General features: G+C 34.8%; 28 protein-coding genes, 2 pseudogenes and 1 riboswitch. Of the genes and pseudogenes, 6 read left to right on the forward strand and 24 right to left on the reverse strand.

Annotated features, from left to right (window positions below; all coding sequences use genetic code 11):
• Nucleotides 1-18 precede the first annotated feature (18 nt).
• The 7 genes and pseudogenes from PSR14_RS15475 to PSR14_RS15505 all read right to left on the reverse strand — a co-directional run.
• On the reverse strand, nt 19-663 hold the full coding sequence (locus tag PSR14_RS15475) for an alpha/beta family hydrolase (protein ID WP_000679148.1): 645 nt from the start codon (nt 661-663) through the stop codon (nt 19-21).
• Nucleotides 664-684: 21 nt separating this feature from the next.
• Nucleotides 685-1,152 carry an NUDIX hydrolase gene (locus PSR14_RS15480; protein ID WP_098487294.1) on the reverse strand — a complete coding sequence of 156 codons (468 nt, stop codon included), beginning with the start codon at nt 1,150-1,152 and terminating at the stop codon, nt 685-687.
• Between the two features lie 365 nt (nt 1,153-1,517).
• Entirely contained in the window at nt 1,518-1,811 is a 294-nt protein-coding gene (locus tag PSR14_RS15485; protein ID WP_000768433.1) for a YfzA family protein, read from the reverse strand.
• A 29-nt stretch (nt 1,812-1,840) separates the two neighbouring features.
• Nucleotides 1,841-2,458 carry an ABC-2 transporter permease gene (locus PSR14_RS15490; RefSeq protein ID WP_000933347.1) on the reverse strand — a complete coding sequence of 206 codons (618 nt, stop codon included), beginning with the start codon at nt 2,456-2,458 and terminating at the stop codon, nt 1,841-1,843.
• Nucleotides 2,446-3,318 carry an ABC transporter ATP-binding protein gene (locus PSR14_RS15495; RefSeq protein WP_000432461.1) on the reverse strand — a complete coding sequence of 291 codons (873 nt, stop codon included), beginning with the start codon at nt 3,316-3,318 and terminating at the stop codon, nt 2,446-2,448. The genes PSR14_RS15490 and PSR14_RS15495 overlap by 13 nt, the downstream gene beginning before the upstream one ends.
• Nucleotides 3,306-3,695, reverse strand: a complete 390-nt coding sequence (locus PSR14_RS15500; RefSeq protein WP_001167462.1) for a GntR family transcriptional regulator — start codon at nt 3,693-3,695, stop codon at nt 3,306-3,308. Before PSR14_RS15500 ends, PSR14_RS15495 begins: the two co-directional genes overlap by 13 nt.
• Nucleotides 3,696-4,173: 478 nt before the next feature.
• Nucleotides 4,174-4,656: pseudogene (locus tag PSR14_RS15505) on the reverse strand (NAD-dependent dehydratase); the annotation flags it as partial.
• A 354-nt stretch (nt 4,657-5,010) separates the two neighbouring features.
• Between PSR14_RS15505 and PSR14_RS15510 the strand changes: the two are divergent.
• On the forward strand, nt 5,011-6,240 hold the full coding sequence (locus PSR14_RS15510; RefSeq protein WP_098487274.1) for an IS110 family transposase: 1,230 nt from the start codon (nt 5,011-5,013) through the stop codon (nt 6,238-6,240).
• 146 nt (nt 6,241-6,386) lie between these two features.
• Here the strand turns inward: PSR14_RS15510 and PSR14_RS15515 are convergent.
• The 8 genes and pseudogenes from PSR14_RS15515 to PSR14_RS15550 form a co-directional block, all read right to left on the reverse strand.
• A pseudogene (locus tag PSR14_RS15515) lies at nt 6,387-6,929 on the reverse strand (NAD-dependent epimerase/dehydratase family protein); the annotation flags it as partial.
• 161 nt (nt 6,930-7,090) lie between these two features.
• Entirely contained in the window at nt 7,091-7,762 is a 672-nt protein-coding gene (locus PSR14_RS15520; protein ID WP_098487296.1) for an ABC transporter ATP-binding protein, read from the reverse strand.
• On the reverse strand, nt 7,762-9,027 hold the full coding sequence (locus PSR14_RS15525; protein WP_001237488.1) for an ABC transporter permease: 1,266 nt from the start codon (nt 9,025-9,027) through the stop codon (nt 7,762-7,764). Before PSR14_RS15525 ends, PSR14_RS15520 begins: the two co-directional genes overlap by 1 nt.
• Before the next feature lie 5 nt (nt 9,028-9,032).
• Nucleotides 9,033-10,118, reverse strand: a complete 1,086-nt coding sequence (locus PSR14_RS15530; RefSeq protein WP_001048979.1) for an ABC transporter permease — start codon at nt 10,116-10,118, stop codon at nt 9,033-9,035.
• Between the two features lie 342 nt (nt 10,119-10,460).
• Nucleotides 10,461-11,405: a serine hydrolase gene (locus tag PSR14_RS15535; protein ID WP_098487297.1), complete on the reverse strand. Its 945-nt coding sequence runs from the start codon at nt 11,403-11,405 to the stop codon at nt 10,461-10,463.
• 24 nt (nt 11,406-11,429) lie between these two features.
• Nucleotides 11,430-12,320, reverse strand: coding sequence for a GyrI-like domain-containing protein (locus PSR14_RS15540; RefSeq protein ID WP_073541991.1), 891 nt, complete (start codon nt 12,318-12,320; stop codon nt 11,430-11,432).
• A gap of 48 nt (nt 12,321-12,368) precedes the next feature.
• Nucleotides 12,369-12,839, reverse strand: a complete 471-nt coding sequence (locus PSR14_RS15545) for a GNAT family N-acetyltransferase (RefSeq protein WP_001266048.1) — start codon at nt 12,837-12,839, stop codon at nt 12,369-12,371.
• 17 nt (nt 12,840-12,856) lie between these two features.
• The gene (locus PSR14_RS15550) at nt 12,857-13,264 is read right to left on the reverse strand and encodes a DUF3980 domain-containing protein (RefSeq protein WP_000610502.1); all 408 of its coding nucleotides are present in this window, start codon (nt 13,262-13,264) and stop codon (nt 12,857-12,859) included.
• A 95-nt stretch (nt 13,265-13,359) separates the two neighbouring features.
• Between PSR14_RS15550 and PSR14_RS15555 the strand changes: the two genes are divergently transcribed.
• On the forward strand, nt 13,360-13,827 hold the full coding sequence (locus PSR14_RS15555; RefSeq protein WP_048557754.1) for an NUDIX hydrolase: 468 nt from the start codon (nt 13,360-13,362) through the stop codon (nt 13,825-13,827).
• A gap of 18 nt (nt 13,828-13,845) precedes the next feature.
• Here the strand turns inward: PSR14_RS15555 and PSR14_RS15560 are convergent, their stop codons facing one another.
• The gene (locus tag PSR14_RS15560) at nt 13,846-14,757 is read right to left on the reverse strand and encodes a DMT family transporter (protein WP_000832953.1); all 912 of its coding nucleotides are present in this window, start codon (nt 14,755-14,757) and stop codon (nt 13,846-13,848) included.
• A 125-nt stretch (nt 14,758-14,882) separates the two neighbouring features.
• On the opposite strand from PSR14_RS15560, the gene PSR14_RS15565 reads away from it, so the two are divergent.
• Nucleotides 14,883-16,325 carry a PLP-dependent aminotransferase family protein gene (locus tag PSR14_RS15565; protein ID WP_098487298.1) on the forward strand — a complete coding sequence of 481 codons (1,443 nt, stop codon included), beginning with the start codon at nt 14,883-14,885 and terminating at the stop codon, nt 16,323-16,325.
• Between the two features lie 92 nt (nt 16,326-16,417).
• Here the strand turns inward: PSR14_RS15565 and PSR14_RS15570 are convergent, their stop codons facing one another.
• Complete coding sequence (locus tag PSR14_RS15570) at nt 16,418-17,203, reverse strand: GNAT family N-acetyltransferase (protein ID WP_098487299.1); 786 nt, start codon at nt 17,201-17,203, stop codon at nt 16,418-16,420.
• 163 nt (nt 17,204-17,366) lie between these two features.
• On the opposite strand from PSR14_RS15570, the gene PSR14_RS15575 reads away from it, so the two are divergent.
• Nucleotides 17,367-17,807, forward strand: a complete 441-nt coding sequence (locus tag PSR14_RS15575) for a YaiI/YqxD family protein (protein ID WP_000708753.1) — start codon at nt 17,367-17,369, stop codon at nt 17,805-17,807.
• 86 nt (nt 17,808-17,893) lie between these two features.
• Here the strand turns inward: PSR14_RS15575 and PSR14_RS15580 are convergent, their stop codons facing one another.
• The 6 genes from PSR14_RS15580 to PSR14_RS15605 all read right to left on the reverse strand — a co-directional run bounded on the left by PSR14_RS15580 (nt 17,894) and on the right by PSR14_RS15605 (nt 22,046).
• Nucleotides 17,894-18,208, reverse strand: coding sequence for a DUF3892 domain-containing protein (locus PSR14_RS15580; protein WP_046199307.1), 315 nt, complete (start codon nt 18,206-18,208; stop codon nt 17,894-17,896).
• Between the two features lie 80 nt (nt 18,209-18,288).
• On the reverse strand, nt 18,289-19,113 hold the full coding sequence (locus PSR14_RS15585) for a DUF2785 domain-containing protein (protein WP_061403031.1): 825 nt from the start codon (nt 19,111-19,113) through the stop codon (nt 18,289-18,291).
• 72 nt (nt 19,114-19,185) lie between these two features.
• Nucleotides 19,186-19,377: a uridine kinase gene (locus PSR14_RS15590; protein WP_098487300.1), complete on the reverse strand. Its 192-nt coding sequence runs from the start codon at nt 19,375-19,377 to the stop codon at nt 19,186-19,188.
• 173 nt (nt 19,378-19,550) lie between these two features.
• Entirely contained in the window at nt 19,551-20,294 is a 744-nt protein-coding gene (locus PSR14_RS15595) for a metallophosphoesterase (RefSeq protein ID WP_000410979.1), read from the reverse strand.
• Nucleotides 20,295-20,307: 13 nt separating this feature from the next.
• Nucleotides 20,308-21,234 carry an aminoglycoside phosphotransferase family protein gene (locus PSR14_RS15600; protein WP_071743091.1) on the reverse strand — a complete coding sequence of 309 codons (927 nt, stop codon included), beginning with the start codon at nt 21,232-21,234 and terminating at the stop codon, nt 20,308-20,310.
• A gap of 14 nt (nt 21,235-21,248) precedes the next feature.
• Entirely contained in the window at nt 21,249-22,046 is a 798-nt protein-coding gene (locus PSR14_RS15605; RefSeq protein WP_000943359.1) for a VOC family protein, read from the reverse strand.
• Between the two features lie 206 nt (nt 22,047-22,252).
• Between PSR14_RS15605 and PSR14_RS15610 the strand changes: the two genes are divergently transcribed.
• Nucleotides 22,253-23,155, forward strand: coding sequence for a TSUP family transporter (locus PSR14_RS15610; protein WP_001170753.1), 903 nt, complete (start codon nt 22,253-22,255; stop codon nt 23,153-23,155).
• Between the two features lie 20 nt (nt 23,156-23,175).
• Here PSR14_RS15610 and PSR14_RS15615 read toward each other — a convergent pair whose 3' ends face one another.
• The gene (locus PSR14_RS15615) at nt 23,176-23,637 is read right to left on the reverse strand and encodes a GNAT family N-acetyltransferase (RefSeq protein ID WP_000764614.1); all 462 of its coding nucleotides are present in this window, start codon (nt 23,635-23,637) and stop codon (nt 23,176-23,178) included.
• Nucleotides 23,638-23,960: 323 nt separating this feature from the next.
• Nucleotides 23,961-24,153, forward strand: a riboswitch (Lysine riboswitch).
• 112 nt (nt 24,154-24,265) lie between these two features.
• Between PSR14_RS15615 and PSR14_RS15620 the strand changes: the two genes are divergently transcribed.
• Complete coding sequence (locus PSR14_RS15620; protein WP_001083374.1) at nt 24,266-25,732, forward strand: amino acid permease; 1,467 nt, start codon at nt 24,266-24,268, stop codon at nt 25,730-25,732.
• Nucleotides 25,733-25,929 lie beyond the last annotated feature (197 nt).

Here is a 25,929-nt window from a genome sequence, read left to right on the forward strand (position 1 = left end):
TTTGCATGTATTGATAAGTTAGTTTTCCCTAACAATTTCTTTAAGCTTTTCTATTATTTTCGCTATCGCTTCAATTGAATTCTCTGTTTCAAATTCCCCAACATTTACAGAATGATTTGCATTTTTGATAACATCAATCGTTAAATTCGTTTTATATAACTGCTTAACTTGATCTGCATTATATTGATGATCTTTATCCCCAATAACTAAAAGCCCTTCGTGACTACTATGTAAAATAGAATCAAAAATAGATTCAAAAGTTAGTAAAGGTGTAAGCACTATCATTTTTGACTGCGTGAATTCTTCTCTCTTCATTAAATCATTCGCAATCGGAATTGTTCCGAGTGACTTCCCTAAAAACATCGATTTGCTGTATTGTTCATTTTTCAACACTTCATTTATTACGGGATTAATATCATCCATCATTACTTTCGTTAGTTCTTCTATTGGTTTATTCATTACCTGTTCATCGTAAGAGTAATGAATATGTACAACATCAATTTTATGTTCAAGCATAAGCATCGTCGCGTAATAAAATAACGGCTTATCGTAATTATATCCTGAACCTGAGAACATAAAGCAAACCTTACTAGAACCTTTTTCGATATGTGTGTAACGAATTACTTTGTCATTTATATGTACCTCTTTTTTAGTCCCCTTCATCGTTTCTCCCTCCGAATACATTTACTTTTGTAGTACGATATGTTCTGTGTGAACTGATACATCCTTTACTTTCTCTTTTATAAATGCAGGCTGTAAGTTATATGTATGCAGTTCTTCTACTGGCACCCATCTAAACAAATACGTTCTACCCTCTTCTTCCAAAATATATTGATCCGCTCCATTTGCAGGTAATTCATGTAGCTCTACTTCATAATAAAAACTAATCTCATGAAACCTTCGCTCAGAAAGTGTAAAGAAATTTTCTACTGACCATATTAATCTTTTCCTTTTAATAGGAACACCTATCTCTTCCGCAAGCTCTCGTTTTAATGCATCTTCTCTATTTTCTAGCATTTTCACTCTACCGCCTGGTACGTACCAAAAATCTTCACTGTCACCTTGCAGAATAAGTATTTTATTATCATGTTTACAAATTGCTCCGCCGCGGTAGTTAAAACATGTTTTCTCAACTTTGAACGTAAGATCCACAACGATTGTCCCCTATACTTCATTTAAAAATCGCTATAAAACTATTATGTATGTATCGTACAAATAAGATTACTAAATTTTTCTAGTTCGTTCAATAATTTTTCGAACTTTCCAAAAATTATACACATCATTTGTCATCACAAGTATAAATACATATGTCACAATTACTGCGCACACTTTGGAAGCAGTATGGGGGACGAATGCATCTATCTCTATCAATATACAAAATTGAAGAATCAAATAATTTTCAAGAAATCATTGTAAAAGATAAAGTGAAACATCAATAAGTGGAGTTTTTATCTTTTTCCTGTTGTTTTTAAATATAGTTAAGACATTATTAAAAAGACGCAAGGTCAACTTATGTGCTAATTAATTCTTTTTCTAGAAAAAGCGTCTTTTATTGCACTTGTTACTACATTTAGGAATAATAAAATAGCCATAACTGCCGTTAGTACATTAAATTGCTTTGTTTTATAAGGAGCGAACCATTCCGTAAAGAACTCTGAATTAACGAGACGATCCCCAACTCCTCCTTCCTTGAAGTTCGGTATCCACGAATTCATGTCAAGGATGATAAAAATTAGTTGCATAACGAAAAATGCTCCAATAGTTTTCAGCCAATTTCGTATTCGACTAGGACGCTCTTTTTTTAATTTCATTTAAACCATCCTCCTTTTAGAACTTGCTATTAAAGAGCCTTGTTCTGATAGATACGAATAGATAATATCCATGAAACCCCATAGCACCCCACTGCTATGACAGCAAATAAAAGAAATAATTTCAAATCTGAAATCTCTTTTAAAAAGGTCAGTACGCCATTAGCATATTTATTTAATAAATATGGAGTATTTTTCATTAAATATATAACTCCAATAGATAAAAATATAAAAACTGGTACAAGTGTTTTCACTTTAAATGCAACAAAAAATGGGATGTAAAATGCTGTTATCAGCATGACTGCCAAGAAGCCTAGTATGTAACTTTCTATGGAAAGTTGAAATTCCATGCTGTCTAAAATGAAATATTTTCCAACTAAACAAAATGGGATGATTACTATTGTAAAAAGTAAAGTTCCAACGTATTTTGAACTTATAATTTCCTTCCTAGTATACGGTAATGAGTTTACTAAAATATTAGCATTATCTTTATCATCAGATTGATATGTGTTAATTACAAAAACGGCACTACAAATGATTATGACATATGCTACATCCATGCCGGCCCACAAATAGGTAACTAGAAATAAGAGATAAGCAGGCAAGAAAGTTTTTTGTAAAATCAAATCCTTTTTAATTAAATTAAGCATCTTGAATCCCCCTTTTTCATGAAATACATAATATCCTCTAAACTCGGTTTTTCAATCACCACATCCTTATCAAATAAATTTTCGATAGAATGTGCATTTTCAATCAATCCCTCGAAACCTGTATTTGCCTTACGTACAGAAATAAATTCACGCTCAGTATCAAACTTTAACAAATCTAGTGGTCCTTTGACTAAAACATAATCCTCTGCAATGGCATAAATATCTTTTGTGAAAATATGCTTCCCATTTTGAATAAATGTAATATAATCGGCAATGCGGTCTAAATCCGTTGTAATATGTGATGAGAAAAAGATAGTTTTCTCTCCATCCTGCATAATATTTTGTAGAACATCCAATAATTCTCTTCTGAATACAGGATCAAGTCCAGATGTAGGTTCATCCATAATAATTAGTTCAGCATGATGTGAAAGGGCAATTGCGAGAGAGGCTTTCATTTTCATTCCTTTGGAGAATGTTTTCATTTTTTTGTTTAATGGTAATTCGAACAGCTCTTTATAATATGTAAATTGGTTAAAATCCCATTTTTTATAAGCAGGTGCAATAATTTTAGTAATTTCCTTTAATGTGAGTTCATCATAAAACACATTATCGTCATAAACGAAGCCAATTCTTTCTTTAATTCGTTTCGCATCAGTCGAATAGTTCATGCCAAATAAGGAGACGTTTCCACTATCCGGGTTTATTAGATTCATAATCATTTTAATTGTTGTAGATTTACCTGATCCATTTCCTCCAATAAAACCCGTAACAAATCCTTTTTTTACTTCCATCGAAAAATTGTTTATTTGAAACCCTTTAAAAGATTTACTGACATTTTGAAGTTCTATTACGTTTTCCAAAAGTTTTCCTCCTCATATAAAATTGTAAGCATTTCTTTTAGCTCATTTAAAGAAACATCCATTTGCTTAGCATTTTGAATCGCTTCACATAACTTTTCTTCAACTGTTTTTAATTTTTCTTCTTTCATAGTTTCAATGTTTTGTTCTGCTACAAAGGACCCTCTTCCGACAATTGAATTAATAAAACCGTCTTTTTCCAGTTCTTCATATGCTCTTTTCGTTGTAATAATACTTACTCGTAAATCTTTTGCTAACTGACGCATTGAAGGAAGAGCATCTCCTTGTTTTAAATCACCTAGTAAAATAAGCTTTTTTATTTGGGCACTAATTTGTTCATAAATAGGTTCCTTTGAAGTGTTCGTAATAGTGATTTGCATGCAAATACCTCTTTTTAAATATATTGTATATATACTTTATATACAATATATACTATCGCACATTTTAAATCAACAGAAAATTTCCAAAATATAGTTACAAACACATTCTAATAATGTAATTAATACAACTTATTTATACAGGCCTTCCTTATACTAGCCGGATTTTGAGGCGGCGGTCTTGCTACTAGCTAATACACGATAAAGACTTCGTTGTGTTTTACAGAAAAATTGGCACAACTGATAGTTTGAAAAAGAAAGAGTTTGAAATAGAAGAAAAATTTGAGGAAGTTGATATCAAGTTAGACTAGGATGAGGATGACGAAGAAGGACTGAAAAATATGTTTTCTAAGCTGCGGGAAATGTACGAGGAAGAACCAATTGAATTATAAATTCACATACGAAAAACACCTTGTTTCTTTAGTAACAAGGCGTTTTTTCTTAATACTAGGTTTAAATTGTTATTTTTCCGCTAAATTTATTAATACCATCTTTCTAACAATTCCTTCTCCCTTTCGCCTGAAATACCTGCTTTTAATTCCCATTCGTCTGTGCTCTTCATCCACTCATACACGTCTGTAACTGTCTCTTCTATTCTTCTAAAAGTAAGCCCTTCTTTCACAGCATTCTCGACACTAATAGAAAACCCGCCTTTCCACGGCTTCGTCTCACCATCTAATGGAAAAGTTTCCGGAATCCATAAAGGCATTTCTGTCCACGGCTGCACATTATGTTCACTCATAAACGATTCGTCTACCCAAACGAATTCAGCATCACTATGCGTAACCTTTTTACACGTATTTAATAGTTCTTCCATCGTCAAATCATAATTTGGACCTGTTACATTGAATATACCTGCATTTTTGTTTTCTGCCATGTTTAGTCCCCAATTTGCGACGTCTTTTATATCAACTATCTGCACTGGACGGTCTTTTCTTCCTGGAACTAACACCTTACCTCCTCGTATATTAATATTTAAGCCCTATTACAGGCTTAGATTTTCTTCTTAATAAGAGCCCTATAAATAAAAATACTTGGACGTCCCAAGATATTTCTAGATAATGATTTTAGGATCATTTGGGACAATTCTTTCACCTCCTGTGGATTTACCACATTTGAAGAGTGTTTCTCAGTGAACGTGCGGGACTCCCTACTCGCAGGCTGAGCAGCCTGACCCTCGAACCTAGATGATAGTAGCTCTAGGGCGGCTTTCGATTCAGGACTAGCTCTCATACACGAGGTTGTTGGTCGGCGTACACACTAGAGATATCTCGAGACGTCCAAGAAATGATTCTAATATAGAAGGGAGGTCTCTTACATGAGATTATTTGTTGGTTTAGATGTAAGTTCGTTTGATATGAAAGTTTGCTTTTTAAATGGTGATGGAGAAAAACTGGATTCTTTTTCGGTCAGTAATGACCTACCGGGAGCTACTACACTCAAAGAAAAATTATTACAGTGTGTTGCAGGTAAAGAGGTCGACATCCTTAAGATTGGTCTAGAATCCACCTCTGTTTACAGCTTTCATCCTTCTATGTTTCTTCACCATGATATAGATTTACAGCGTTTTGGAGCAAAAGTATTTCTCCTAAACCCAAAGCAAGTCGCAAATTTTAAGAAAAGTTATTCTGACATGAATAAAACCGATGAGATTGATGCCTTTGTCATTGCTGATTACTTACGATTTGGCCGTAATCAAATGTCTATCGTAAAAGAAAGCCAGTACGTGGCACTGCAGCAATTAACTCGATCACGATACCAACTTGTCAAAATGTTAACGAAAGAAAAACAACACTTTCTTCAACACCTAAGTTTTAAATGTAATACATTTTCACAAGAGGTGGATACTTCCGTATTCGGTAGCGCCATGACAGAACTATTTCTTGAAAAATTCAGCTTAGAGGAACTCGCTAATATGCCTTTAGAAGAACTCGCTGAGTTCCTACAGAAAAAAAGTCGAAACCGTTTTGGTGATCCAAAATGCGTAGCAGCATCCATTCACAAAGCTGTGAAAGTTTCTTATCGCTTGGATAAGGTTGTAGAAGATTCAATAGATGTCATCTTAGGTACATCCATCGCAGTCATTCGTACGTTTCAACAGCAAATCAAGGAATTAGAAAAGTCTATTAAAAAAATCATGGCTGGTTTGACCCAAACACTTGAATCTATTCCTGGAGTAGGCCCTGTTTTCGCTGCCGGTATCATTGCTGAAATTGGCCAAATCGAAAGATTTGACGATGAAACAAAAATAGCCAAATACGCTGGATTATACTGGCGAAAGCACCAATCCGGTCGTTTTACAGCCGAAGATACTTCATTATCCCGTACAGGTAATCATTACTTGCGTTATTACTTAGTTGAAGCCGCCAATTCAGTAAGAAAGCATGTATCAGATTATCAAGAGTATTACGTGAAAAAATATAATGAAGTACCAAAACATCAACACAAACGTGCACTCGTTCTAACCGCAAGAAAATTTGTGCGATTGGTGGATGCGCTACTACGTAGCCACCAACTTTTTACGCCTGGAAGGTGTGTGAAAGAATGACATAAAATTTTGTCATCGCTACCTTTCATTATTTTCCAGTAAATTACATTCGTTACTGGTTTAGTTTTGTGATGCCTTTTTTAAACAAATTGACCTTTGACAACTTTAAACTTTGTTATTTCTAAGTTGACATACTACCGCAGGTCTTTTGCTACACGCTGAATCCAGTATGGAAGACGATCTGTATAATCGAACATTCCTGAAAGAAGTCCTGCTCTTACGTGTAAAACACGCCGAGGCCAATACTCCTCTGCTTCTTTTTCACATAATACTTTCAGCGCACCGTAATACTCATAAGGAGATACTTCACCATTCTCTACAGCCTTTATTTGCTCTTCCGTCGGTTCAGGTTGTAATATATAGTCTTCTTTTATATGATGTGGAATCCAATCTTTATATGCGGAAAGGCTTGAGATGAATATATAGTGTTCAATATTATCTGTAAGCACTTCTCCAACATTTCTAATGTGATGTGGAGAAAACCCACACGTATCCACGACAACATCCCATTTTCGATTTTCTAAGCTTGATACACCACCATTTCTGTCACCGATTAACTGCTCCACTTCAGGAAAGAGTTCTTTGTTTGTTCCGCGGTTAAATAATGTAACTTCATGCCCTCTGTTCAAAGCCTCTTCTACAAATGCTCTGCCTAAAAATCGTGTACCACCTAGTATTAGAATTTTCATGGTTCTCCCCCATTCATCATTAAAAATCCTTTCTTTTGTTAAACGATTTTCTATCATAAAAAGTTACGGGGGATTTTTTATTTTAATCCTACAAATAAAAAGAATCCGTCTTGAAAAATTAATCAATACGGATTCTTAAATTAGATATAATTGTTAAATTACTAACTCCGCACAACTTCCCCATCAACTAACTCAATAATTCTATTACACTTATTCGCTACTTCCATATCATGCGTTACAATAATAATTGTTCGTCCTTCTTCATTCAGTTGTAACAGTAGATTCATAGTTTCTTCTCCTGTTTTTCTATCTAAATTTCCAGTCGGTTCATCCGCCAAAATTAATTCTGGTTCACCTACTAACGCTCTTGCAATTGCGACGCGCTGCTGTTGTCCACCTGATAGCTCGTCGGGTGTTTTATACATATGTTCTTTTAAACCTACTTTTTCTAAATAGAACTTCGCCTTATTTTCTCTTTCTCGTTGCTTTAGCTTTCTATATGTGAGTGGTAGCACTACATTATCCAGTACAGTATGTTCTTTTAACAATGCAAAATATTGAAAAATAAATCCGATCATTTCATTTCTTGTTTTATGAACTTTATTTGCTCTAATTTCAGTTAATGATTTTCCATTTAACGTATATTCACCCTCATTTGGCATATCAATTAACCCGATAACATTTAGTAATGTACTCTTCCCTGAGCCTGATCGCCCCATTACCGCTATAATTTCGCCCTTATATATCGTTAAGCTTATACCGTTTAACGCGAACGGATTATGGTTCTTGTTACTATACACCTTTTTAATATCTTTTAGCACAATCAAACTCATTATTCCATTCCTCCTATTAATGTTTTCGGTTCGAGCTTTCTAATAAATAAGAAGACAATGAGATTTGAAATAATGATGATCACTAGTAAGAATAGGAATACAAATAATAAAATAGGCATATTTAAATTTATTTCGCGTACGGACGCCGTATCAAAGTCCTTCGAAACTTGTAGATGATTCTCGTATCTCCATAAAAAGTAAACTATCGATAAAAACATACCAACTATCGCAATACATATGTTTTCTAATACAATTTGAATGAGCATCCCAAACTTACTTTCTCCAAGGACCATCTTAATACCAAATTCCCTCTTTCTCATTATGATGGAAACAATTGTCGTTACGACCATTCCCGCTATTATAAATAAAATAAATAGACTTCCTACTATAAGATCGATATTTTCCGTATCCATACTACTAGTAACGGCTTCATTTATTTCTTCTCCTAAATTTTTTAAGTATAACGTAACGTCGCTTCCCTTCAGTTGAATCATTTCTTGTAGTTTGTTTATATCTGCGTCTCTTTTTAAATTCATAATTGTACTTTGATGTAATCTTGAAAACATTATTTCATAGTTTTCATACCTATCAATTGGCATGGGTGATAACATAGCCTTGTCTAATTTCTGGTATATACTCACTCCGTTACCATCTATAATAAATTTATTTTCCGGTAAAAATCCAATAATCATATATTGATTATTGATTGTATCCCCTATTTGAAAATATTTCTTAAAGTAAGGACCTACCAAAACATTCGTTTTCTCTTCACTATTTTTGTGGAAGTCTCGATACGAAAAGCCTGCTCCAGTTTTTATGGGTATATTCAGTAATTTATAATAATCTTCATCTATTGTAATTATACGAATAGTAGGATTTTTATCGCGAAAAGTTTTGTTTTTCAATTCTTCTAACATACTTTCTTGGAGCGGTCGATTGCTGGATTCTAGTTCGATTATGCTCTCTTCGTATGTACCATACGAAATCACATCTTTATTTTGCTGCATTTTTTTATAAATTTCTTCGACTTGTCCTTTATTAAATTGATCTGCCTTCAACCTATCAGTAGTCATCCCATCATAAGTGATGAAATATGTACTTTCTAAATCTAGCAACGAGTTGGAACTGTTTTCAAGATAGTGAAAATTACAAAGCATATTAATGGAAAGGGTTATTGCTGCTAATCCAAACGTGAATTGTATTAAGAGAAAAATAGAAATGAGCAATCTATTTTTCAGGGCCATAAGAGCACTTTTTAGTCTCATCTTATTTACTCCTTTAACCCTTTAGCAGGTTCAATTTTAAGTATTTTGAAAAATGGTATTACAGCGGTGATGAACGAAATAAACAAGGAAATTACTACACTCATCACAACTTTAAAAACATCTATATGAATAGTAAAACCCATTACATGCACTATGCTTTTATTCATTGTACTTAAAATCCATTGCATACATATCGCACAAATAGCTGCAACGATTGCGCATATGAATAATTGGCTAAATATGAATACAAATAAATTCAAATTGCTTGCTCCCAACGTTTTCCTTAAGGAAATACTCTTCTTCTTCGTGTAAATCCAAAAATAACTCGCAATTATACAGTTCATTACAGCAATAAAAAGTAGATTGTACGGAAGAGTAAGTTGTGCTCTCATAGCTTTATTCGAGCTTTTTTCGTTCTCATAATTCTCCTTTTCATTTATCACTTTCACATTCGTATCAATTCTATTTTGCTTAATATACCGAATAAATGTATCTATTTCTTGTTTAGGATTTTCGTTAGACCTTACTATCATTTCAAATGTATTTTCATTTTGCATACGTCGTTTTATCTCATCAGGCATGTCACTTAAGCCGACAAAAACATTGGAATTATATGCGTATCCAGTATTCGCAGCGCTCACGCCTTTAACTCTATACTCTCTACTAAACAGTTTTATTGTTTCAGATTCTTTATAAATTCTCTTTCCAGCAATTACACTATTTTCTTCCCCATCTTCCATACGAGAACCTTTTATTAAAGGCGGAGACCAATTTTTATTTATAAGACCAACCATCGTTACTTCACCTATGCCGGGGATTCCCATTCTCATATTATTTGTAATAACACTTGAGTTCTTAAAACTAGTTCCTGTTACCTCTTGAATTGCTTTGAAATCCAATTCCCCAAAGCTAGTAAGCTGAACAGTATAGTAATATTTAAAATAACCATTTTTGTACTCATAAAATTTTTCATCGTAATAATCTCGAATCGACATCGCTATAAGTATGGGCAGAATTGTTAAAGTAAATCCGATAAATAACATAATGAATATTTTTCTGTTCACTGCTATTTCTTTTAATATTAGATTCATATACCCTCCAAACGTCAAAAAGGTAAATACCCTTTTTGACAAATTCCATATAAACGCTGTACTTATCAAAAAAACTTAAAATATTATTCTATTTCCTTAAGCCATCAAGAAATGCACATTAACTTTTAATTCGCCCCTTTCTTTAAAATGTTTTTAGTATGCGGATTCATTATACATAGAAAAATAAAGATTAAAATAAATAAATCAAAACCTTAACATTTTTTACACTATATTTATTTTTCGGTTAACTTAATGACATTAAGTTATTTTCCCATCTCCCTTTCATGTAAAATGCCATATATAAAGGCGGTATGAAATCTCATACCGCCTTATATCTTAAATTTAATTGTTTTGTATGTAAGGAAGAATATATTTCACAATCAATTCCCATCTATCCCCTGCATTCGGTATAATTTCAGACGCAATCACCACTACCAATTCCTTCTCTGGAATACAACAAATCATATTCCCACCATCACCCATTGCACAGTATGAAAAGATTCCATCTTCTTCTCGTAACCACCATAAGTAACCATATTGATTTTGGTTCATTGTTGTCGATTCTTTTATCCAGGATTTTGATAGAATTTGTTTTCCATTATGAATACCTTCATTCAAATACATCTGTCCAAACTTAGCCATATCTTTAACTGTTAACGTTAGTCCCCAGCCGCCTGTCGAAATACCATTTGGATCATGAACCCATCCTTTTACATCTTTTCCGAATAAGTCATCAAATCCAAACGCTTTCATATTGTAGTTTGGAATTTCTCTCATGTCGAGTGGCTGAAATAGCTGTTCATTCGCAAATTCACGCGCACTTTTTCCTGTTGCACTCGTGATAATTGCTGATAGTACATGCGCTCCTGCAGATGAATATTTAAAAGACCCAATCTCTCCGCCGTTCCCCATTCTATGAAGTGTATACTGTACCCAGTCTGGTTGTGTACATAATTCTTCTAACGGTTCCTGCCAGTCTACAAAAGGATATGGAGCTGTCATTGTAAGTAAGTGTCGCACTGTTATTTCAGATTCCTTACGTTTATATTCAGGAAAAAACTCTATTACTTTTTGATCAACGCTTTTTATATAGCCTTTATCTATACATATCCCAATTAGGACCGAGATTATCGTTTTTGTGACTGACGCTACATGAAATGCATCATCTGGACCATGCCCGTTATAATAGTTTTCAAAAATAACATTACCTTTCTGCACTACTAACATACCATTCATGTTTTTATATTCTTCTTGTATAATCTGATCTAACTTTTCAGCAGTTTTCATTATTCCTTCCCCTTTAACCTATAATTAAAAAGGTTCGATAGGTACATATATATCAACTATATGTTTATTTTCTGGGTGCTGCCTTGGGTCATTTTTATACATTTCAAAAGGATATGCATCTCTCGGTTTATATCCGCTATTTGGTAGCCATTCACCGTATAAAAAATCCCATGCTCTTTTATATTCATCTTGTTGTATTTCAAAATGACTTACCGCATACTTTCCAGAAGGTATTACCATTATTCCAATGTTGCTCGTTTCTACTGCGGATTCATCCGGAATTGTTATACATAAACTAGTCCTTAACTGATAGTCCTCTGTAAATTCATGATTATCGTGGTAAATGGTTAATACTTTCGTATCCTCAAATACATGATAGTTTTGCTCAACTGCGTAATGAAATAGTTTCTCTATCATTTTTGGAAAAGCTATAGTTAACTCTTCATATGTACCTGTATGTCTTATGTATGCGACGTTTATATCATCCACTGTTACAATTTCAACATTCCCTCGAACCTTCTTACATTCATTGTATTGAGAAGTTCTTCTTACGTCTTTGCAATTCTTGCTATTATAGTTTCGATATTGAGACGGGCTTACTCCGTAATAATTTTTAAATGTACGGGAGAAAACTGCCGAATCTGTGAAACCAAAATGGTAAGCGATGTCAGTAATCGTCATATCCGAACGGTATGTAAGAAGGTTTGTTGCCCTTTCCAGTTTCAATCGGTTTACATACCGAGATAATGGTTCATCTACTATCCCTTTAAAAATTCTATGAAAATGATACTTTGAAAATCCTGCTACATCGGCTAGTTCTTCAATAGATAGTGAACTATCTATGTTTGATTCTATATAATCTTGAACCTTATGTATGCGTCTTACATACTCATATCTACTTTGTTTATTCTCCATACTTCTATCCCCTCACAACAAAAAGGCTAACTTTTCGCTAGCCTACTTTTACACATGTTTCAAAAATAAAACTCTACTCCCGCCGTTCCCATCATAATTTGTATGTACCGATACACCCTCTACCTCATCATCCCCAGCCTCAATTCGAAAACCGATTTCTTGATGAAACTGTATCGATTTTTTATTAACTGGTGACGTAATTGCTTTTACAACTTTACGATTATTTGCACGTGCGACATCAAAGAAATACGAATACAATGTCGATGCAATTCCTCTTCTTCTATACTTCGGATTTACCCCGATAAAATGAACGTACGCTTCCTCTTTATGCGTTTGCGAAAAGAATCCGCATAAGAAACCTAACGTTTCGCCATCTTCTTCAATGATAAAACTCGTTTCTTGAAAGTGAACGAAAAACAATTTTGGCAACATAGCAGCCATGTCTCTCCCGCCCCACCAATCATTTAAAACAGAATGAATCTTTACATAATCTTCCCCTTGGATGTTTCTTACTCGCATACGTTTCTCCCTCTCACTCACTTCATTTTTTCATAAATTTTAATGACTGTTTCTACTAAAAGGATAAATACCCATATCCCGCAAAATACAAGAACTGACTGAAATATAGAACCTAACATAACAATACTTATTAAACCTAATTCCGATCCCGAAATAGATATTTCATCAAACCCAAGATTATATATAAATGGACCAGTTGAAAAAGCCATTAAAATTGATCCTATTAAATAAATCACACTCATTATTTTTAATATTTTTATAGAAAGATATGAAGTTTGTTTTTCTTCCACTTGTGATAATTCGATTTCCCCACTCGCAATTCCTTTTTGCAAACAGTCTTCACATAAAAATTCTTCCTTAATTTTTTTACCACCGTGCAATGTACCTGTAATTTCTTTACAGCGAGTACACTTTCGATTTATCATTTTGTTATCACTCCAATCTATTAAGATTGTACTTATATAATTCTAACCTTACCTTATTATTCCTTTTATGTATTTTATAGAGAGTTGACGTGTTTATGATATCTAAACTTACTTTTGGTTATAAAAAGCCTACTGAGCAATATGTATTACGCCCTAGTTGTTATGCAATTATTTTTAACTCTACTTCTTCAAAAATTGCTATTATCCAAAAAGGAGACCGTTATTTTTTACCTGGTGGCGGTATGGAAGGTACCGAAACAAAAGATGAATGCTTACATCGTGAACTACTAGAGGAATTAGGATGGGCAATTGAAATTAATCAATATATCGGTAATGCAATGCGATATTTTTATGCGGAAAAAGAAGATACTTATTATTTAAACGATGGGTTCTTTTATATTGCGAACATGGTGCAGAAACGAACTGGAAACTGTGAGGAGGATCATGTTTTAAGGTGGATGTCTCCATTACATGCTATAGAATATTTACTTCATGATCATCAAAAATGGGCTGTTGAACAAGCGCTTTTATTACGAAACAAAAAAGGATCTCCTTCTATATGAAAGAGATCCTTTTTACTGTTAGCTTACCTTTTTCAAATTGAGAGCTGGCTTTTTGATTCCACCTTTTTTTACAACATATAGACCCACAAAGATAATAAGTCCGCCAACCAGTTGCATCATATTGATTTGCTCCCCTATTGTTACTGCCGCAAAAATAACTGCGAACAACGGTACAAGATACATATATACCATTACTTTCGTTGAGCCTATTTGACTAATACCGACATACCACATCGCAAGTCCGAAGATTGTCGCGAAGACGATTGAATATGCTAGAGACCCCCAGCTTAGCATGTCTACTGGCCACGTTAATGTGTTTACGTTGAATAAACAATATATAACGAGAGGTACAATTCCAATTAAAGTAGACCAAGATGTGACTCTCATTGCGGAGTATTTTGTAATAAGAGGTTGTGCTAATATTGGATACCATCCCCAAGCAATTGCTGCGACTAATCCAATTACATTTCCAAGCCAAGCATACTCGTAAGTAGCTCCTCCTGTATGTCCTGTTAATAAAACGAATGCTGCACCAATAAACGCTACTATTGAACCAATTTGTACTTTCATCGAAAAACGTTCTTGTTTGTGTAATACTGCTAATATCCCTGTAAATATAGGTGACATCGCAATTAATAATGAGGCGTTCGTTGCTGAAGTATATTTCACAGATAGCATAAACATCGTTTGATACATTGTCGTTCCAACGATGCCGACTGCTATTAATCGTAGCCAATCTTTTCTTTCAATACGTAATGAGCGTTCCATCATAAAAGTAATAAGTAATAATACCGGTGATGCTACTAAAAATCGTAAACTATTAAATTGAATGGATGACATAAATGCCACACCATACTTTCCTATTGTATAATTTGCTCCCCATACTAATGCAACTGATACTAGGAGCCATTCCATTTGCCATCGTTTCATCCGAATCTCCCCTTCCCTATTTAGCATAGTAAAATTGGCTGGATAAAACACCGTCCAATTGGCTGTTTTTTTACCCAGCCAATTTGCTATACTGGATGTATATAAGAGATACGGAGGCGTTTTTTATGGAATGTAAGCTAGATAGTGACAGTAAAATCCCTATTTATCAGCAAGTTGTTGACTTTATTGAAAAACGTATTACATACGGAGAACTTCCTCCAGGTAGCTTCCTACCTTCCGAACGGAAATTAGCTACGCAGTTAAATGTAAACCGAAGTACAGTAACGACTGCTTATAATGAACTACGTGCTATGGGAATTGTAGAAAGTACGACTGGTAAAGGAACACGCGTGAGTACACATATGTGGGGTGTTTCTCCAACATTAACGCCGAACTGGAGAAATTTCGTAGAAGGCGGTACGTTCTTACCAAACTTGCCGTTACTTCGCCATATTCGGGCAGAAGTACAACAAAATGAAAACATTATTGATTTTGCAAACGGAGAACTCGGTTGTAATCTTTATCCTCACGATCAACTACAAACGATTTTACGGGAACAACCGTTAACACATTCATTAAGTTACGATCATCCGCAAGGCTATCTCCCGCTTAGACAAGCGGTAGTAAAATATATGAAAGAACATTTAAAAGTTGAAGCGACTGAGCAATCCATAATGATTACATCTGGTGCACAGCAAGCACTTCACCTTATCGTACAATGTTTATTAAATCCGGGTGATGCTGTTGCTTTCGAAAGTCCTTCACACTGTTATTCCTTACCTTTATTCCAATCAGCGGGTATTCGTATTTTCCCATTACCTGTTGATGAACACGGTATTAATCCAGATGATGTGCAAGAGCTATATCGAAAGCATCGTATTAAAATGATTTTTTTAAATCCAAACTTCCAAAATCCTACGGGCACAATGCTGCATCCAAATCGTAGAAAAAAACTACTATCCCTTTGTGCAGACTTACGTATTGCGATTGTGGAAGATGATCCGTCTAGTTTACTTACGCTTGAAAAGAAACAACCTTGCCCTACTTTGAAATCAATAGATGAAAATGGAACTGTCATCTATGTACATTCCTTATCAAAAATGATTGCACCAGGTTTACGAGTCGGCTGGCTCGTCGCTCCGCAATCGGTAGTAGAAAGGTTATCCGACGCAAGGCACCAAATGGAATTAGGTATGAGCATTTTCCCGCAGTGGCTTATGCAGCAGTTTTTCGAAACTGTGCCATTTCAGTCGCATATCGTACCGTTACGAAAACAGCTAGCAGAAAAAAGAGACGTTATCGTTCGAGCCCTAAACGAGAAACTTCATGATAAAATCTCTTTTTCAAACCCGACTGGTGGTATTTATATATGGGGAAAATTAAAAGAACCGATCAACGAAAAACAACTCATTATGCAAAGCTTAAAACAAGAAATTGCTTTTATGCCCGGTAGTATTTTCGGTGCGAAAGATGGTTATATACGTTTATCTTATGGAAAAGTGAATATTGATCAAATTGAGGAAGGTATTTCTCGTTTGCGGGAGGCTATTTTGGTTTGTGGAAAATAAGTAGTATCCTTGCATATCATCAATATAATTTAATTCATTTTTAACTAAGTACATAAACTAAAAAACACTTTAGTTTATGTACTTGTATTGGTTCATTTTTTTATTTCAATAAAATATGTATCATAAGATTCTTTCAAAGTATAGCCTAGCTTTTTTGCTAGTTCAACAGATTCAGAATTTGCTCCATCCCAACTAGGATATTTTCCTCTATCTAAACAATCTAATATAATTGCAGATGCTACAATCATAGCTAAGCCTTTTCTTCTATGTTCAGGATGACTCGCAATTTCAATCTCGATACCATCATCAAATATACTGAATGATGTTGCAGCAGAAACAACTTGTCCTTTATTTAAAATGGCGTACCCTACGCCCCTATCAATAAAATCATCGATTGAATCAAACTGACTAGTAAAATCTTCTGAGAGTGCATGAAATGAAGATGACTTTGCTATATCTTTATCAATTTTTTTCATTTCGTAATTTTGAGGTAATGTAGACAATATATCCCGTATGTATTCTTTATCTAAATCGCCGGGGTTTTTATTAAATCTAAACCTTTGAAACTTCTCAATTGATCCTTTGTGAACAGTCTCTATCCGTTTTTTCCATTCATCCGAATCAACAATGGCAAGAGTAAAATCAGGTAGATTATATAATAATTCTTCCGCCTCTTCTGCGTTTGGATTCCCGGCATAAAACACAAAAATTCCTACAGTTATTTGAGCAACAGTTGGATTTTCGAGATTGTCTACCCACGCATTTCCCATATGCCCTTGGAGATAGGAAAGTACAATCGTACTATCGAAATCATCAAACATCTCAACTAACTTTTGCCTTACATTGTTATTGTTATTGTTATCTGCTTTATAAATCATTCAATTCCCCATTTCTGAAAATTATTATTATTACACCAATTGTATATTAACATATATTTTTAAATACATACAATTTTTGTAAGTTAAAATACAAAATCCTCGTTTGACAAAACCTAAATCTACCATTATCATCAACACGAACCTAGTTATAGGAGTGATACCAATGAAAATCTATGTTGATGCAGATGCTTGTCCTGTAAAAGATGTAATTATTTTTGAAGCTACGAAGGCAGAAATTCCTGTTACCCTCGTTACAAGCTTTTCTCATTATTCTAATGCAGAGCAGCCAAAAGGCGTAGAAACAATTTATGTTGATTCTGGAGCAGATGCTGCGGATTACCGAATTATGCAGTTAGCCCAAAAAGAAGATTTAATCGTAACACAAGATTACGGTCTTGCTTCGCTTGCTTTAGCAAAAGGCTGTATCGTACTACACCATAAAGGCTATAAGTATACGAATGATAACATTGAACAATTGTTACAAACACGATATTTAAGTGCAATGGTTCGAAAAAGTGGTAAACGTACAAAGGGACCGAAACCATTTACAGCAGAAGATAAAGAAAAATTTAGAGCGCTCTTTAAAAGTTTTATCGCACGTTAAAAAAGAACCGTCTATTTGCAAGAAAAACTTCGTAAAATAAAGAAGAGAATATCCAAATGAACATTCTCTTCTTAAGACTTACCCGTTTAAAATGAAGGTAAATTATCTAAGTTATTTTCTTTTATTCCATCAGGTTCGCTACGTATAATATCTCTGCCATACTTATGAAATACGTCCACATGAGCTAACTTCCCTGATTTTGCTTCACTAAGAGCAGTCATATAATCTAACTCTCTCCCGCTACTTGTTTTAAACGCTATTAAATCCCCATCATCATTTTTACGAACGGCAACTATTTGTTCTGCTCCTGAATTGACTTCATGGCCTACTTCAAATTGAGCTTGTTCTTCTCCTTGATGTAAATAATCATTATACACTTTTTCAAAATCTTTTTTGTCCATTAAACTCACCTCCAACACATTTTATTAGTATGGTTGGGAGGTGTTGGTTTTATGTAATTTCCTTTTAGCAAAATGTATTTTTAATACCTACGCAAACCCTTCAAAGTCTCCAATATATCATCTGTAAAGGCTGTACTACCTTCTGTCTCTAAAACTCTGAAATAAAAACTTCTTAAGAAAGTTCTAATATTTTGTATTAAAATAGCATGCTGCGGATGTCGGATGTCTTCAACAGTGGCTATACTATGTAGCCAATTGCTCCACTCTTCTTCCGTTAAAAGATTTTGGTTACGTAATGACATAATTGGCTTTACTAATCTCTCATCCTCAAAGTGTACATATACGTAATCACTCAATCGAACCTTCTGACGAACAGCAGCTAATATTGCATATGAAAACTCACGATTTTGTATGGTACGTGCTAATGCATCGAGCGCATCCGCTGCATGTGCAGTAGAGTGTGCCCATCCTTTTCCTTCTACATAACCTCTTACATCTTCTTCTAAATATACATATTCCAGCACTTGTTCTGCTACGCTGTATAGTTGTTCTTCAGATAGCAACGGTTCTCTTTCATGAACAGATAAAATAAGTGGTGGAATTAAAACAGAGAACGCACGTTTAAAAACAGAGTCTGTTCCCTTTTCACCAATTTTATAAAATAAATAATCAGGACTAATTGCTTGTAGCATTAACCCTCGTAATTCTTTTTGTCTAAACACATCAGTTGTAATCCATGTATGAAGCGTACTATAAATTAAATCATCGCGTAATTCAGCATCTGGTGATCCGATATAATCTAGCATCCACTGCGCATATGGATAAGCATCTACGTCTTCTGGTACAGCATAATTATTATTTTTAATTTGTAGTAATTCTTCTTTTAATTCTAGTACTTCATTCATTCTATTTTTTCTCCCCTTTTTGCGTTTCTTATTGCCTTATCCCCCGTTTTTCACTTTCTAAAGCTAATATAATTATACGAGAATTATAACTATTAATAAAAGGCTATACATATACTTTTGATTGTGTATTTCTTCCGCTACTTCGTTTGCAAATGTTGTTTTTCCTGATGCTGTAATACCGCTTACTCCAACTCTTGTTGGGTGAGTTAAGTTTAATTTTAAAATATGATCTACAATTTCTTTAATTTGTTGTTTTCGGTTCATGATATTTCCCCCTTCATTTAGTTTACATAACAAAATTATAATTAACTTTATATGTCACTATTTGTCGGTAAGTCGATATCCTATGTCGAATCGTCGATAAATCGAAAAAATCGTTGATATATTTTAAGTTACGATAGATATATTTGAAAAATCGTTGATATATTTTGATTAGCTTACTTCCCCTTAAACCCTCGATATACAGCAGTCCGTAACTCTTGTTTGTATTCTTCAATTTCTGGCATATCGAGCTCTTCTGCCAGCCTGATAGCTAATTCAATATCGTACGGTACACGTACGAGTTGTATGGAAAAGCTCGCTGCTTCTTTTTCATTGTAAATCCCTTCGAATATTAAATAAGAAGCTTGTGTAATTTCAAGCGGATTTCCTACACTACCAGCATTACATAACGTTTTCCCTCTGAAATTTTGAACGAATGCTTGGTGAACGTCACCGTAGCAAACGACATCTGGTTTTCTTTCTCCTTCTATATTCTCCGTGAGCTCACTGTTTTCGAACATACTAATACGCTCTTCTCTTGAAGCGTGTGGTTGTATTCTTTCATATAAACTTCTCGGTGAAGCGTGAAACATTCGAATGAGTTTTCCACTCATATAAAACTCGATTGAAAATGGCAAGCTTCTTAAATAGTCATTTTGTTCTTCCGATAGTTGTTTTTGATGCCATTTTAATGCTTCAAATTCAGTCGGCTTTGTAATAAAATCATCCCAGTTTCCCATTACGACTACTTCACATTCTTTACGAATGATTTCAATTACTTCGCTAGAATGAGGACCTTTCCCTACTAAATCTCCAAGACAAATTATGCGTTTGATTCCTCTCAATTTAATGTCTTGTAGTACAGATTCTAAAGCTGGAATATTACCATGTATATCTGAAATTACTGCTATTTTTTCCATATAAATTCCTCCGTTATTTATTAAATTCACTTGATTGATACCATTTTGGAATATAGGATGAAAATTGATTATGATCTTCTAAAATTTGGTTCAATCTTTCCTTCATATTATCTACTAAATGCGGCGTGCTTCGGTTTGTCCATACGATATCAGCTGGGAATGTCATTGCTGCATATAATGAGTACAGTTTCCAAAAATGAAGTGATGGTTCCCCTCCGCAATAACCATGGACTTGTCCAACCGCAAATGGTTTGCTTATTCTTGTAGTAAAAATCGCTACGTTATAAAAATCGTGTATAGGATCGCCAAAATCATATCCACCAAAATCGATAACGATAAATTCCTTATTATGAATCATACTATTTGCTGGATGGAAGTCATCGTGTAAAAATGTGATTGGACGATTTTTTAATAAGTCTTTATGATTGTCTACAAAGGTTAATACTGGCTTCAAATCTAGAAAATTCACTTCGTAATTTGCTAATGCCTCTATGTATCTTTCGTATTTATTCCATCTAGATGTTTTCCATTTATTACTTGCACTTTCTTTTTCTATCGAGTGAATCCTCTTTAATACTTCTCCTGCTTTTCTTCCTGCATGATACTGTTCTTCCGCCGATAGCTTACTTAAGCCCTCTTCACCATTTACACCTTGGACCCATTCAAATACTTGAACACATTTATTTAATTCCTCAAGTTTTATGAAATGAATTAACTTCGGCGTTGGAATATGTAATAACTCTAATTGTTTCATATACGTATATTCTTCTTGTTTACGTTCAAAATAAACAGCATCACATACTTTTACAAAATATGTTACTCTATTTTCTAATTTTATTTTATATTTCTCTTCATGTGAAAAACCTTTTGAAATAGCTGTACACTTTACAATACGAGGCCATTCTAGTTTTCTCTCTATCTCTCTAAGTATTTCTTCCAAAGCGTTCACCTCTATCAATATATGTACAAACTACCTAACACTTCATACTCTCGTTTATTTTCCCCTTTAAATTCTACTGCAAATGGATATTCACCATAATTCTTTATGTATTCTTGTACTAGACCTTCTCCAATCGGTTCACAAAACTGTACTTGAATGTCACCAAACGATACACTTTGACACTCCGCATTCCATTCTTCATTTTTCATGACTGGAGTTGCAGTTAGCTCCATGACTGCTTTCCATTTCCATGCTGTTTCTCGAACATTTTTTACTGCGTAATGGATTGTTTCAATTTGTTGTACTTTGTTTTTATGTTCCGTGATTGTTCCAATGTTACGTAAATCTTTTCTTCTTTCTTCATCTGTTTCATTCCACTGTATAAAGAAAGGTAATTTCGGCCCATTCTCTTCTTGCTTTACAAATAACATTTTCCATTCTAAAAGGCGGCCATCTTTTCTCATACGTTTCCCTTCAAATGGTCCTATTGTTTGTAAACCGTATTTACTAAACTTATCTGCTAATTCTTCAATGGTATCTGTTCGAATTGCGATTTGCAGCATCCCTTCACCATCTTGTAATTTCACTACCGTTTCTTGTACTAACGGATTTTCTGCTTCTTTCGCTTTTTCTTCATGTTGAACTGCTAAAAATTCTATGTATGATAAATCAAAATAACTTAAACTATTCCAAGTACCCCAAGTAGTATGCTCTCCGCCTAGTGCCGTATGAAATCCAAGTTCCTGCATTTGTTTTGACGCTTCCTCCGGTGTGCCATGAACTGCGTGAACGAGATGATCAAATCGTAACATGTCTTTCTCCCCTTTCTCTCCATCCTTTTATTGTATATTTTATTTTTCTTTCATTCAATTCAAAAAACTTTAAAACCTAGTTGATTTATACGATTAATATGTATTATAATGAAACAAATTTCAATATTGCTGATTGGAAAAACCAAAGGCACTTTTCTCACACGGGAAAAGTGCCTTTTTCATTTACTATTACAGGGGGATTTTTTATGCAGAAATTAATTGTCTTTGCTATTATTGGATTTTTCGCTCAATTGATCGATGGAGCGCTTGGAATGGCGTACGGGGTAACGTCTACCTCACTTTTACTAATGTTTGGTATCGCACCGGCTGTAGCTTCCGCATCTGTTCATTTAGCTGAAGTTGTTACAACCGCCGCTTCTGGTGCATCTCACCTCAAATTTGGGAACGTTGATAAATACACCGTTTCCAGGCTTACATTACCAGGAGCAATTGGTGCATTTGTTGGCGCATGTTTTTTAAGTAATTTACCTGGCGATGTCATTAAACCGTACATTTCCTTATTTTTATTTACTTTAGGAGTTTATATTTTATTGCGATTCATTATTCAAAAACAGATTGTTACTTCAAATAAACGTATGTCAGCTAAACAACTTGTGCCACTTGGCTTATTCGCTGGATTCGTTGATTCAACTGGTGGCGGTGGCTGGGGACCGATTACGACACCTGTTCTTCTAGCAAGAGGAAATGAAGCGAGAAAAGTTATTGGATCTGTAGATACGAGTGAATTTCCTGTTTCACTCGCTGCAACAATTGGCTTCTTCATCTCACTTGGCTGGGAACAAGTAAGCTGGGTTTGGGTATTTGCGTTAATGCTTGGTGGTATTGTCGCAGCTCCAATTGCTGCATGGCTAGTACGCATCGTACCATCTCATTTACTTGGCGTATTAGTTGGTGGTCTTATTATCTTTACGAATATACGTACACTACTTACTACTTTTAAAGTGGATCCAACTATTATTTCACTTTCTTACGTGGTAATTGGTCTTGTCGTTATTATTTCTATTTTCATTGCTGTTCGCAATCATTCCAATCGTTCTAACACATCAACAGCCCAATATCCGAATGATCAAAAACAGATGCTACCTTAATTACTAAAAAACCGCTCAACTTACTTCGAGCGGTTTTTTTCTATTTTCCAATTCATCATTGTTTCTGTCGAATCTACTCTTTTCATATGTAACTTCTCTAACACACGAATCGAACCATAATTATCAAGGAGCGTCTCTGCAATAATCGTTTCTACCTCTCCTGTCTGAAAAGCCCAATCTATTAGTTCTTGTACAGCTTCTGTCGCATACCCTTTATTCCAGTATTTCTCAATAAATCCGTAACCAACTTCTACTGTATGTTCCTCATTTGGTTTCCCTTTAAAACCTATATCACCTAGAACGATGTCATCTTCTTTTCGAATGACATACCACGCGCCCCAAGGTAATAAATCCTTATCCTGTTTTACATTTTCTACATGCCCTACAATATGTGGGCCACTATTATATCCTTGCTCGTTAGCAACGTGAATACTCTCTTCTGTACACGGCACTATATAGAGCCTTTCTGTTTCTAATTTCATTTTGATTTCCCCTTTTTTACTTACACGTTACTCTAATTATATCAAAAAATATGACCTGATTATGAATGTCGAATTATATTTTCTGAATTTTCTTTTAATTTTTGAAGGGTTTTTCAATATTTTTTGCGAAACATTTGTATAACAATTTTTTCTTTGCTTATTGTTACATAATAGTAGGTTCGGGTGGAGTTTTGCAAGCGTTTCCTATACAATAACCGATATTTTTTGATTTTTTCCTACAAAATATCTTGCAATATATTCAGAAACTCATTACAATTGCCATATATTAAAAATCTTAGCAATATATCAAATCCTCATCAATCCGATGAGGTAGAGGTTGCGACTTTTAAGAGTAAAACGGACGAGACACAGAGAAAGTCACCGACTCCGTTTGAAAGGAAAAGTTGCCGAAGTTTATATTTCTTCTCTGGAAATATGAGCTGGGGCTGTCTCCGAAAGGAACAGAACTGTCACGTTTACAAAATTACCGTGTAAACGTGGGGTGCTATCTTAACGGAAGGGTATGATGGGGTGGTTATTTGTGAAACGTTCCGCCAAATTCCTTTGGCGGTTTTTTGTATTTTTCTCCCCCGCTCCTTCCTACCTTACAAGAAAAGGAGTGTTGAACATGAATAGCGCAACGAATCAAGCTACCTCTAAAACAGAAGCTACAAAAGGAAAAGGTGAATTAAGACGCGGTCTAAAATCAAGGCACCTTACGATGATTTCTCTCGGCGGTACAATTGGTACCGGACTATTTCTTGCCAGCGGTGGTGTCATCCATTCAGCTGGACCTGGCGGTGCATTAATTGCATACGCCGCAATTGGAATTATGGTTTACTTTTTAATGACAAGCTTAGCTGAACTCGCAGCTTACATGCCTGTTACTGGATCTTTTAGCACGTACGCAACAAAATTTGTTGATCCATCACTTGGCTTTGCACTTGGATGGAACTATTGGTATAACTGGGCCATTACGATTGCTGCTGAACTAGCTGCAGTAACATTAATTATGAAATTTTGGTTTCCTGATACCCCTTCTCTTATTTGGAGCGGATTATGTTTAGCTATTATTTTCCTTTTAAACTACTTATCTGTTAAAGGGTTTGGTGAATCTGAATATTGGTTCGCACTTATTAAAGTAGCTACAATTATTATCTTTTTAATTGTAGGGTTTATGATGATTTTCGGAATTATGGGCGGCGAAACGGTTGGATTTAAAAACTTCACTGTTGCAGATGCACCATTTAATGGCGGCATCATGGCAATTATCGGTGTATTTATGGCAGCTGGTTTCTCATTCCAAGGTACTGAATTATTAGGTGTAGCTGCTGGTGAAACATCTGATCCAGAGCGTAATATTCCAAAAGCAATTCGTTCGATCTTTTGGCGTATCCTTTTATTCTATATCCTTGCGATTCTCGTTATCGGTTTATTAATTCCTTATACAACTGAAAGTCTTGCCGCAAGTGATGTAACAGTAAGTCCATTTACACTTATTTTTGAAAAAGCGGGCGTTGCCTTCGCTGCTTCTGTTATGAACGCTGTTATTTTAACGGCAGTACTATCTGCTGGTAACTCTGGTATGTATGCATCAACTCGTATGCTTTGGGATTTAGCTCGCCAAGGGAAAGCACCGAAGTTTCTTGGTAAATTAGATAGCCGCGGCGTACCTGTTAACGCATTAATCGTAACATCGATTGTCGGTAGTATCGCTTTCATTGCTTCTTTATTCGGTGACGGTGTTGTATACATTTGGTTATTAAATGCATCAGGAATGTCTGGCTTTATCGCATGGGTTGGAATCGCAATTAGTCATTACCGTTTCCGTAAAGCATATATCGCACAAGGAAAAGATTTAAATGACTTACCTTATAGAGCAAAATGGTTCCCATTCGGACCAATCTTCGCATTTGCACTTTGCGTCATCGTAATTTTAGGTCAAAACTACGGCGCATTTATGGGTGAATCAATCGATTGGAACGGCGTACTCGTTTCTTACATCGGTTTACCACTCTTCTTAGTACTTTGGTTAGGATACAAATTTACGAAAAAAACAAAAGTCATTCCACTTGATAAATGTGAACTGAAATAAAGTGAAACTTTAATCCGTGGGGGTTTTCTTCATCCCCCACGGATTATTAGTTGAACCAATCGGACTTTTATGGGCAGTTGATCCCCCACCTAACTTCTTTTCTTTCGCTGCATTTTGAGGTGAGGATCTTACTGCCCATTAAAGTCGGATAAAGGGAGACGAGCAAACAAATTTGTTTGCTCGTTTTTTATTGCAAA

Origin of the sequence: Bacillus sp. A01H (assembly GCF_045277205.1) — a bacterium.
Lineage (GTDB): Bacteria > Bacillota > Bacilli > Bacillales > Bacillaceae_G > Bacillus_A > Bacillus_A paranthracis.

What these genes read in the sequence shown, in the direction of transcription:
- PSR14_RS15500 (WP_001167462.1), bottom strand. Translation starts at nt 3,695, where the DNA reads ATGCAAATCACTATTACGAACACTTCAAAGGAACCTATTTATGAACAA.
- PSR14_RS15615 (WP_000764614.1), bottom strand. Translation starts at nt 23,637, where the DNA reads ATGAAATTAGAAACAGAAAGGCTCTATATAGTGCCGTGTACAGAAGAG.
- PSR14_RS15580 (WP_046199307.1), bottom strand. Translation starts at nt 18,208, where the DNA reads ATGGACAAAAAAGATTTTGAAAAAGTGTATAATGATTATTTACATCAA.
- PSR14_RS15565 (WP_098487298.1), top strand. Translation starts at nt 14,883, where the DNA reads ATGGAATGTAAGCTAGATAGTGACAGTAAAATCCCTATTTATCAGCAA.
- PSR14_RS15530 (WP_001048979.1), bottom strand. Translation starts at nt 10,118, where the DNA reads ATGAATCTAATATTAAAAGAAATAGCAGTGAACAGAAAAATATTCATT.
- PSR14_RS15510 (WP_098487274.1), top strand. Translation starts at nt 5,011, where the DNA reads ATGAGATTATTTGTTGGTTTAGATGTAAGTTCGTTTGATATGAAAGTT.
- PSR14_RS15575 (WP_000708753.1), top strand. Translation starts at nt 17,367, where the DNA reads ATGAAAATCTATGTTGATGCAGATGCTTGTCCTGTAAAAGATGTAATT.
- PSR14_RS15595 (WP_000410979.1), bottom strand. Translation starts at nt 20,294, where the DNA reads ATGGAAAAAATAGCAGTAATTTCAGATATACATGGTAATATTCCAGCT.
- PSR14_RS15555 (WP_048557754.1), top strand. Translation starts at nt 13,360, where the DNA reads ATGATATCTAAACTTACTTTTGGTTATAAAAAGCCTACTGAGCAATAT.
- PSR14_RS15585 (WP_061403031.1), bottom strand. Translation starts at nt 19,113, where the DNA reads ATGAATGAAGTACTAGAATTAAAAGAAGAATTACTACAAATTAAAAAT.
- PSR14_RS15525 (WP_001237488.1), bottom strand. Translation starts at nt 9,027, where the DNA reads ATGAGACTAAAAAGTGCTCTTATGGCCCTGAAAAATAGATTGCTCATT.
- PSR14_RS15560 (WP_000832953.1), bottom strand. Translation starts at nt 14,757, where the DNA reads ATGAAACGATGGCAAATGGAATGGCTCCTAGTATCAGTTGCATTAGTA.
- PSR14_RS15490 (WP_000933347.1), bottom strand. Translation starts at nt 2,458, where the DNA reads ATGCTTAATTTAATTAAAAAGGATTTGATTTTACAAAAAACTTTCTTG.
- PSR14_RS15535 (WP_098487297.1), bottom strand. Translation starts at nt 11,405, where the DNA reads ATGAAAACTGCTGAAAAGTTAGATCAGATTATACAAGAAGAATATAAA.
- PSR14_RS15520 (WP_098487296.1), bottom strand. Translation starts at nt 7,762, where the DNA reads ATGAGTTTGATTGTGCTAAAAGATATTAAAAAGGTGTATAGTAACAAG.
- PSR14_RS15570 (WP_098487299.1), bottom strand. Translation starts at nt 17,203, where the DNA reads ATGATTTATAAAGCAGATAACAATAACAATAACAATGTAAGGCAAAAG.
- PSR14_RS15605 (WP_000943359.1), bottom strand. Translation starts at nt 22,046, where the DNA reads ATGTTACGATTTGATCATCTCGTTCACGCAGTTCATGGCACACCGGAG.
- PSR14_RS15610 (WP_001170753.1), top strand. Translation starts at nt 22,253, where the DNA reads ATGCAGAAATTAATTGTCTTTGCTATTATTGGATTTTTCGCTCAATTG.
- PSR14_RS15545 (WP_001266048.1), bottom strand. Translation starts at nt 12,839, where the DNA reads ATGCGAGTAAGAAACATCCAAGGGGAAGATTATGTAAAGATTCATTCT.
- PSR14_RS15540 (WP_073541991.1), bottom strand. Translation starts at nt 12,320, where the DNA reads ATGGAGAATAAACAAAGTAGATATGAGTATGTAAGACGCATACATAAG.
- PSR14_RS15590 (WP_098487300.1), bottom strand. Translation starts at nt 19,377, where the DNA reads ATGAACCGAAAACAACAAATTAAAGAAATTGTAGATCATATTTTAAAA.
- PSR14_RS15485 (WP_000768433.1), bottom strand. Translation starts at nt 1,811, where the DNA reads ATGAAATTAAAAAAAGAGCGTCCTAGTCGAATACGAAATTGGCTGAAA.
- PSR14_RS15475 (WP_000679148.1), bottom strand. Translation starts at nt 663, where the DNA reads ATGAAGGGGACTAAAAAAGAGGTACATATAAATGACAAAGTAATTCGT.
- PSR14_RS15550 (WP_000610502.1), bottom strand. Translation starts at nt 13,264, where the DNA reads ATGATAAATCGAAAGTGTACTCGCTGTAAAGAAATTACAGGTACATTG.
- PSR14_RS15620 (WP_001083374.1), top strand. Translation starts at nt 24,266, where the DNA reads ATGAATAGCGCAACGAATCAAGCTACCTCTAAAACAGAAGCTACAAAA.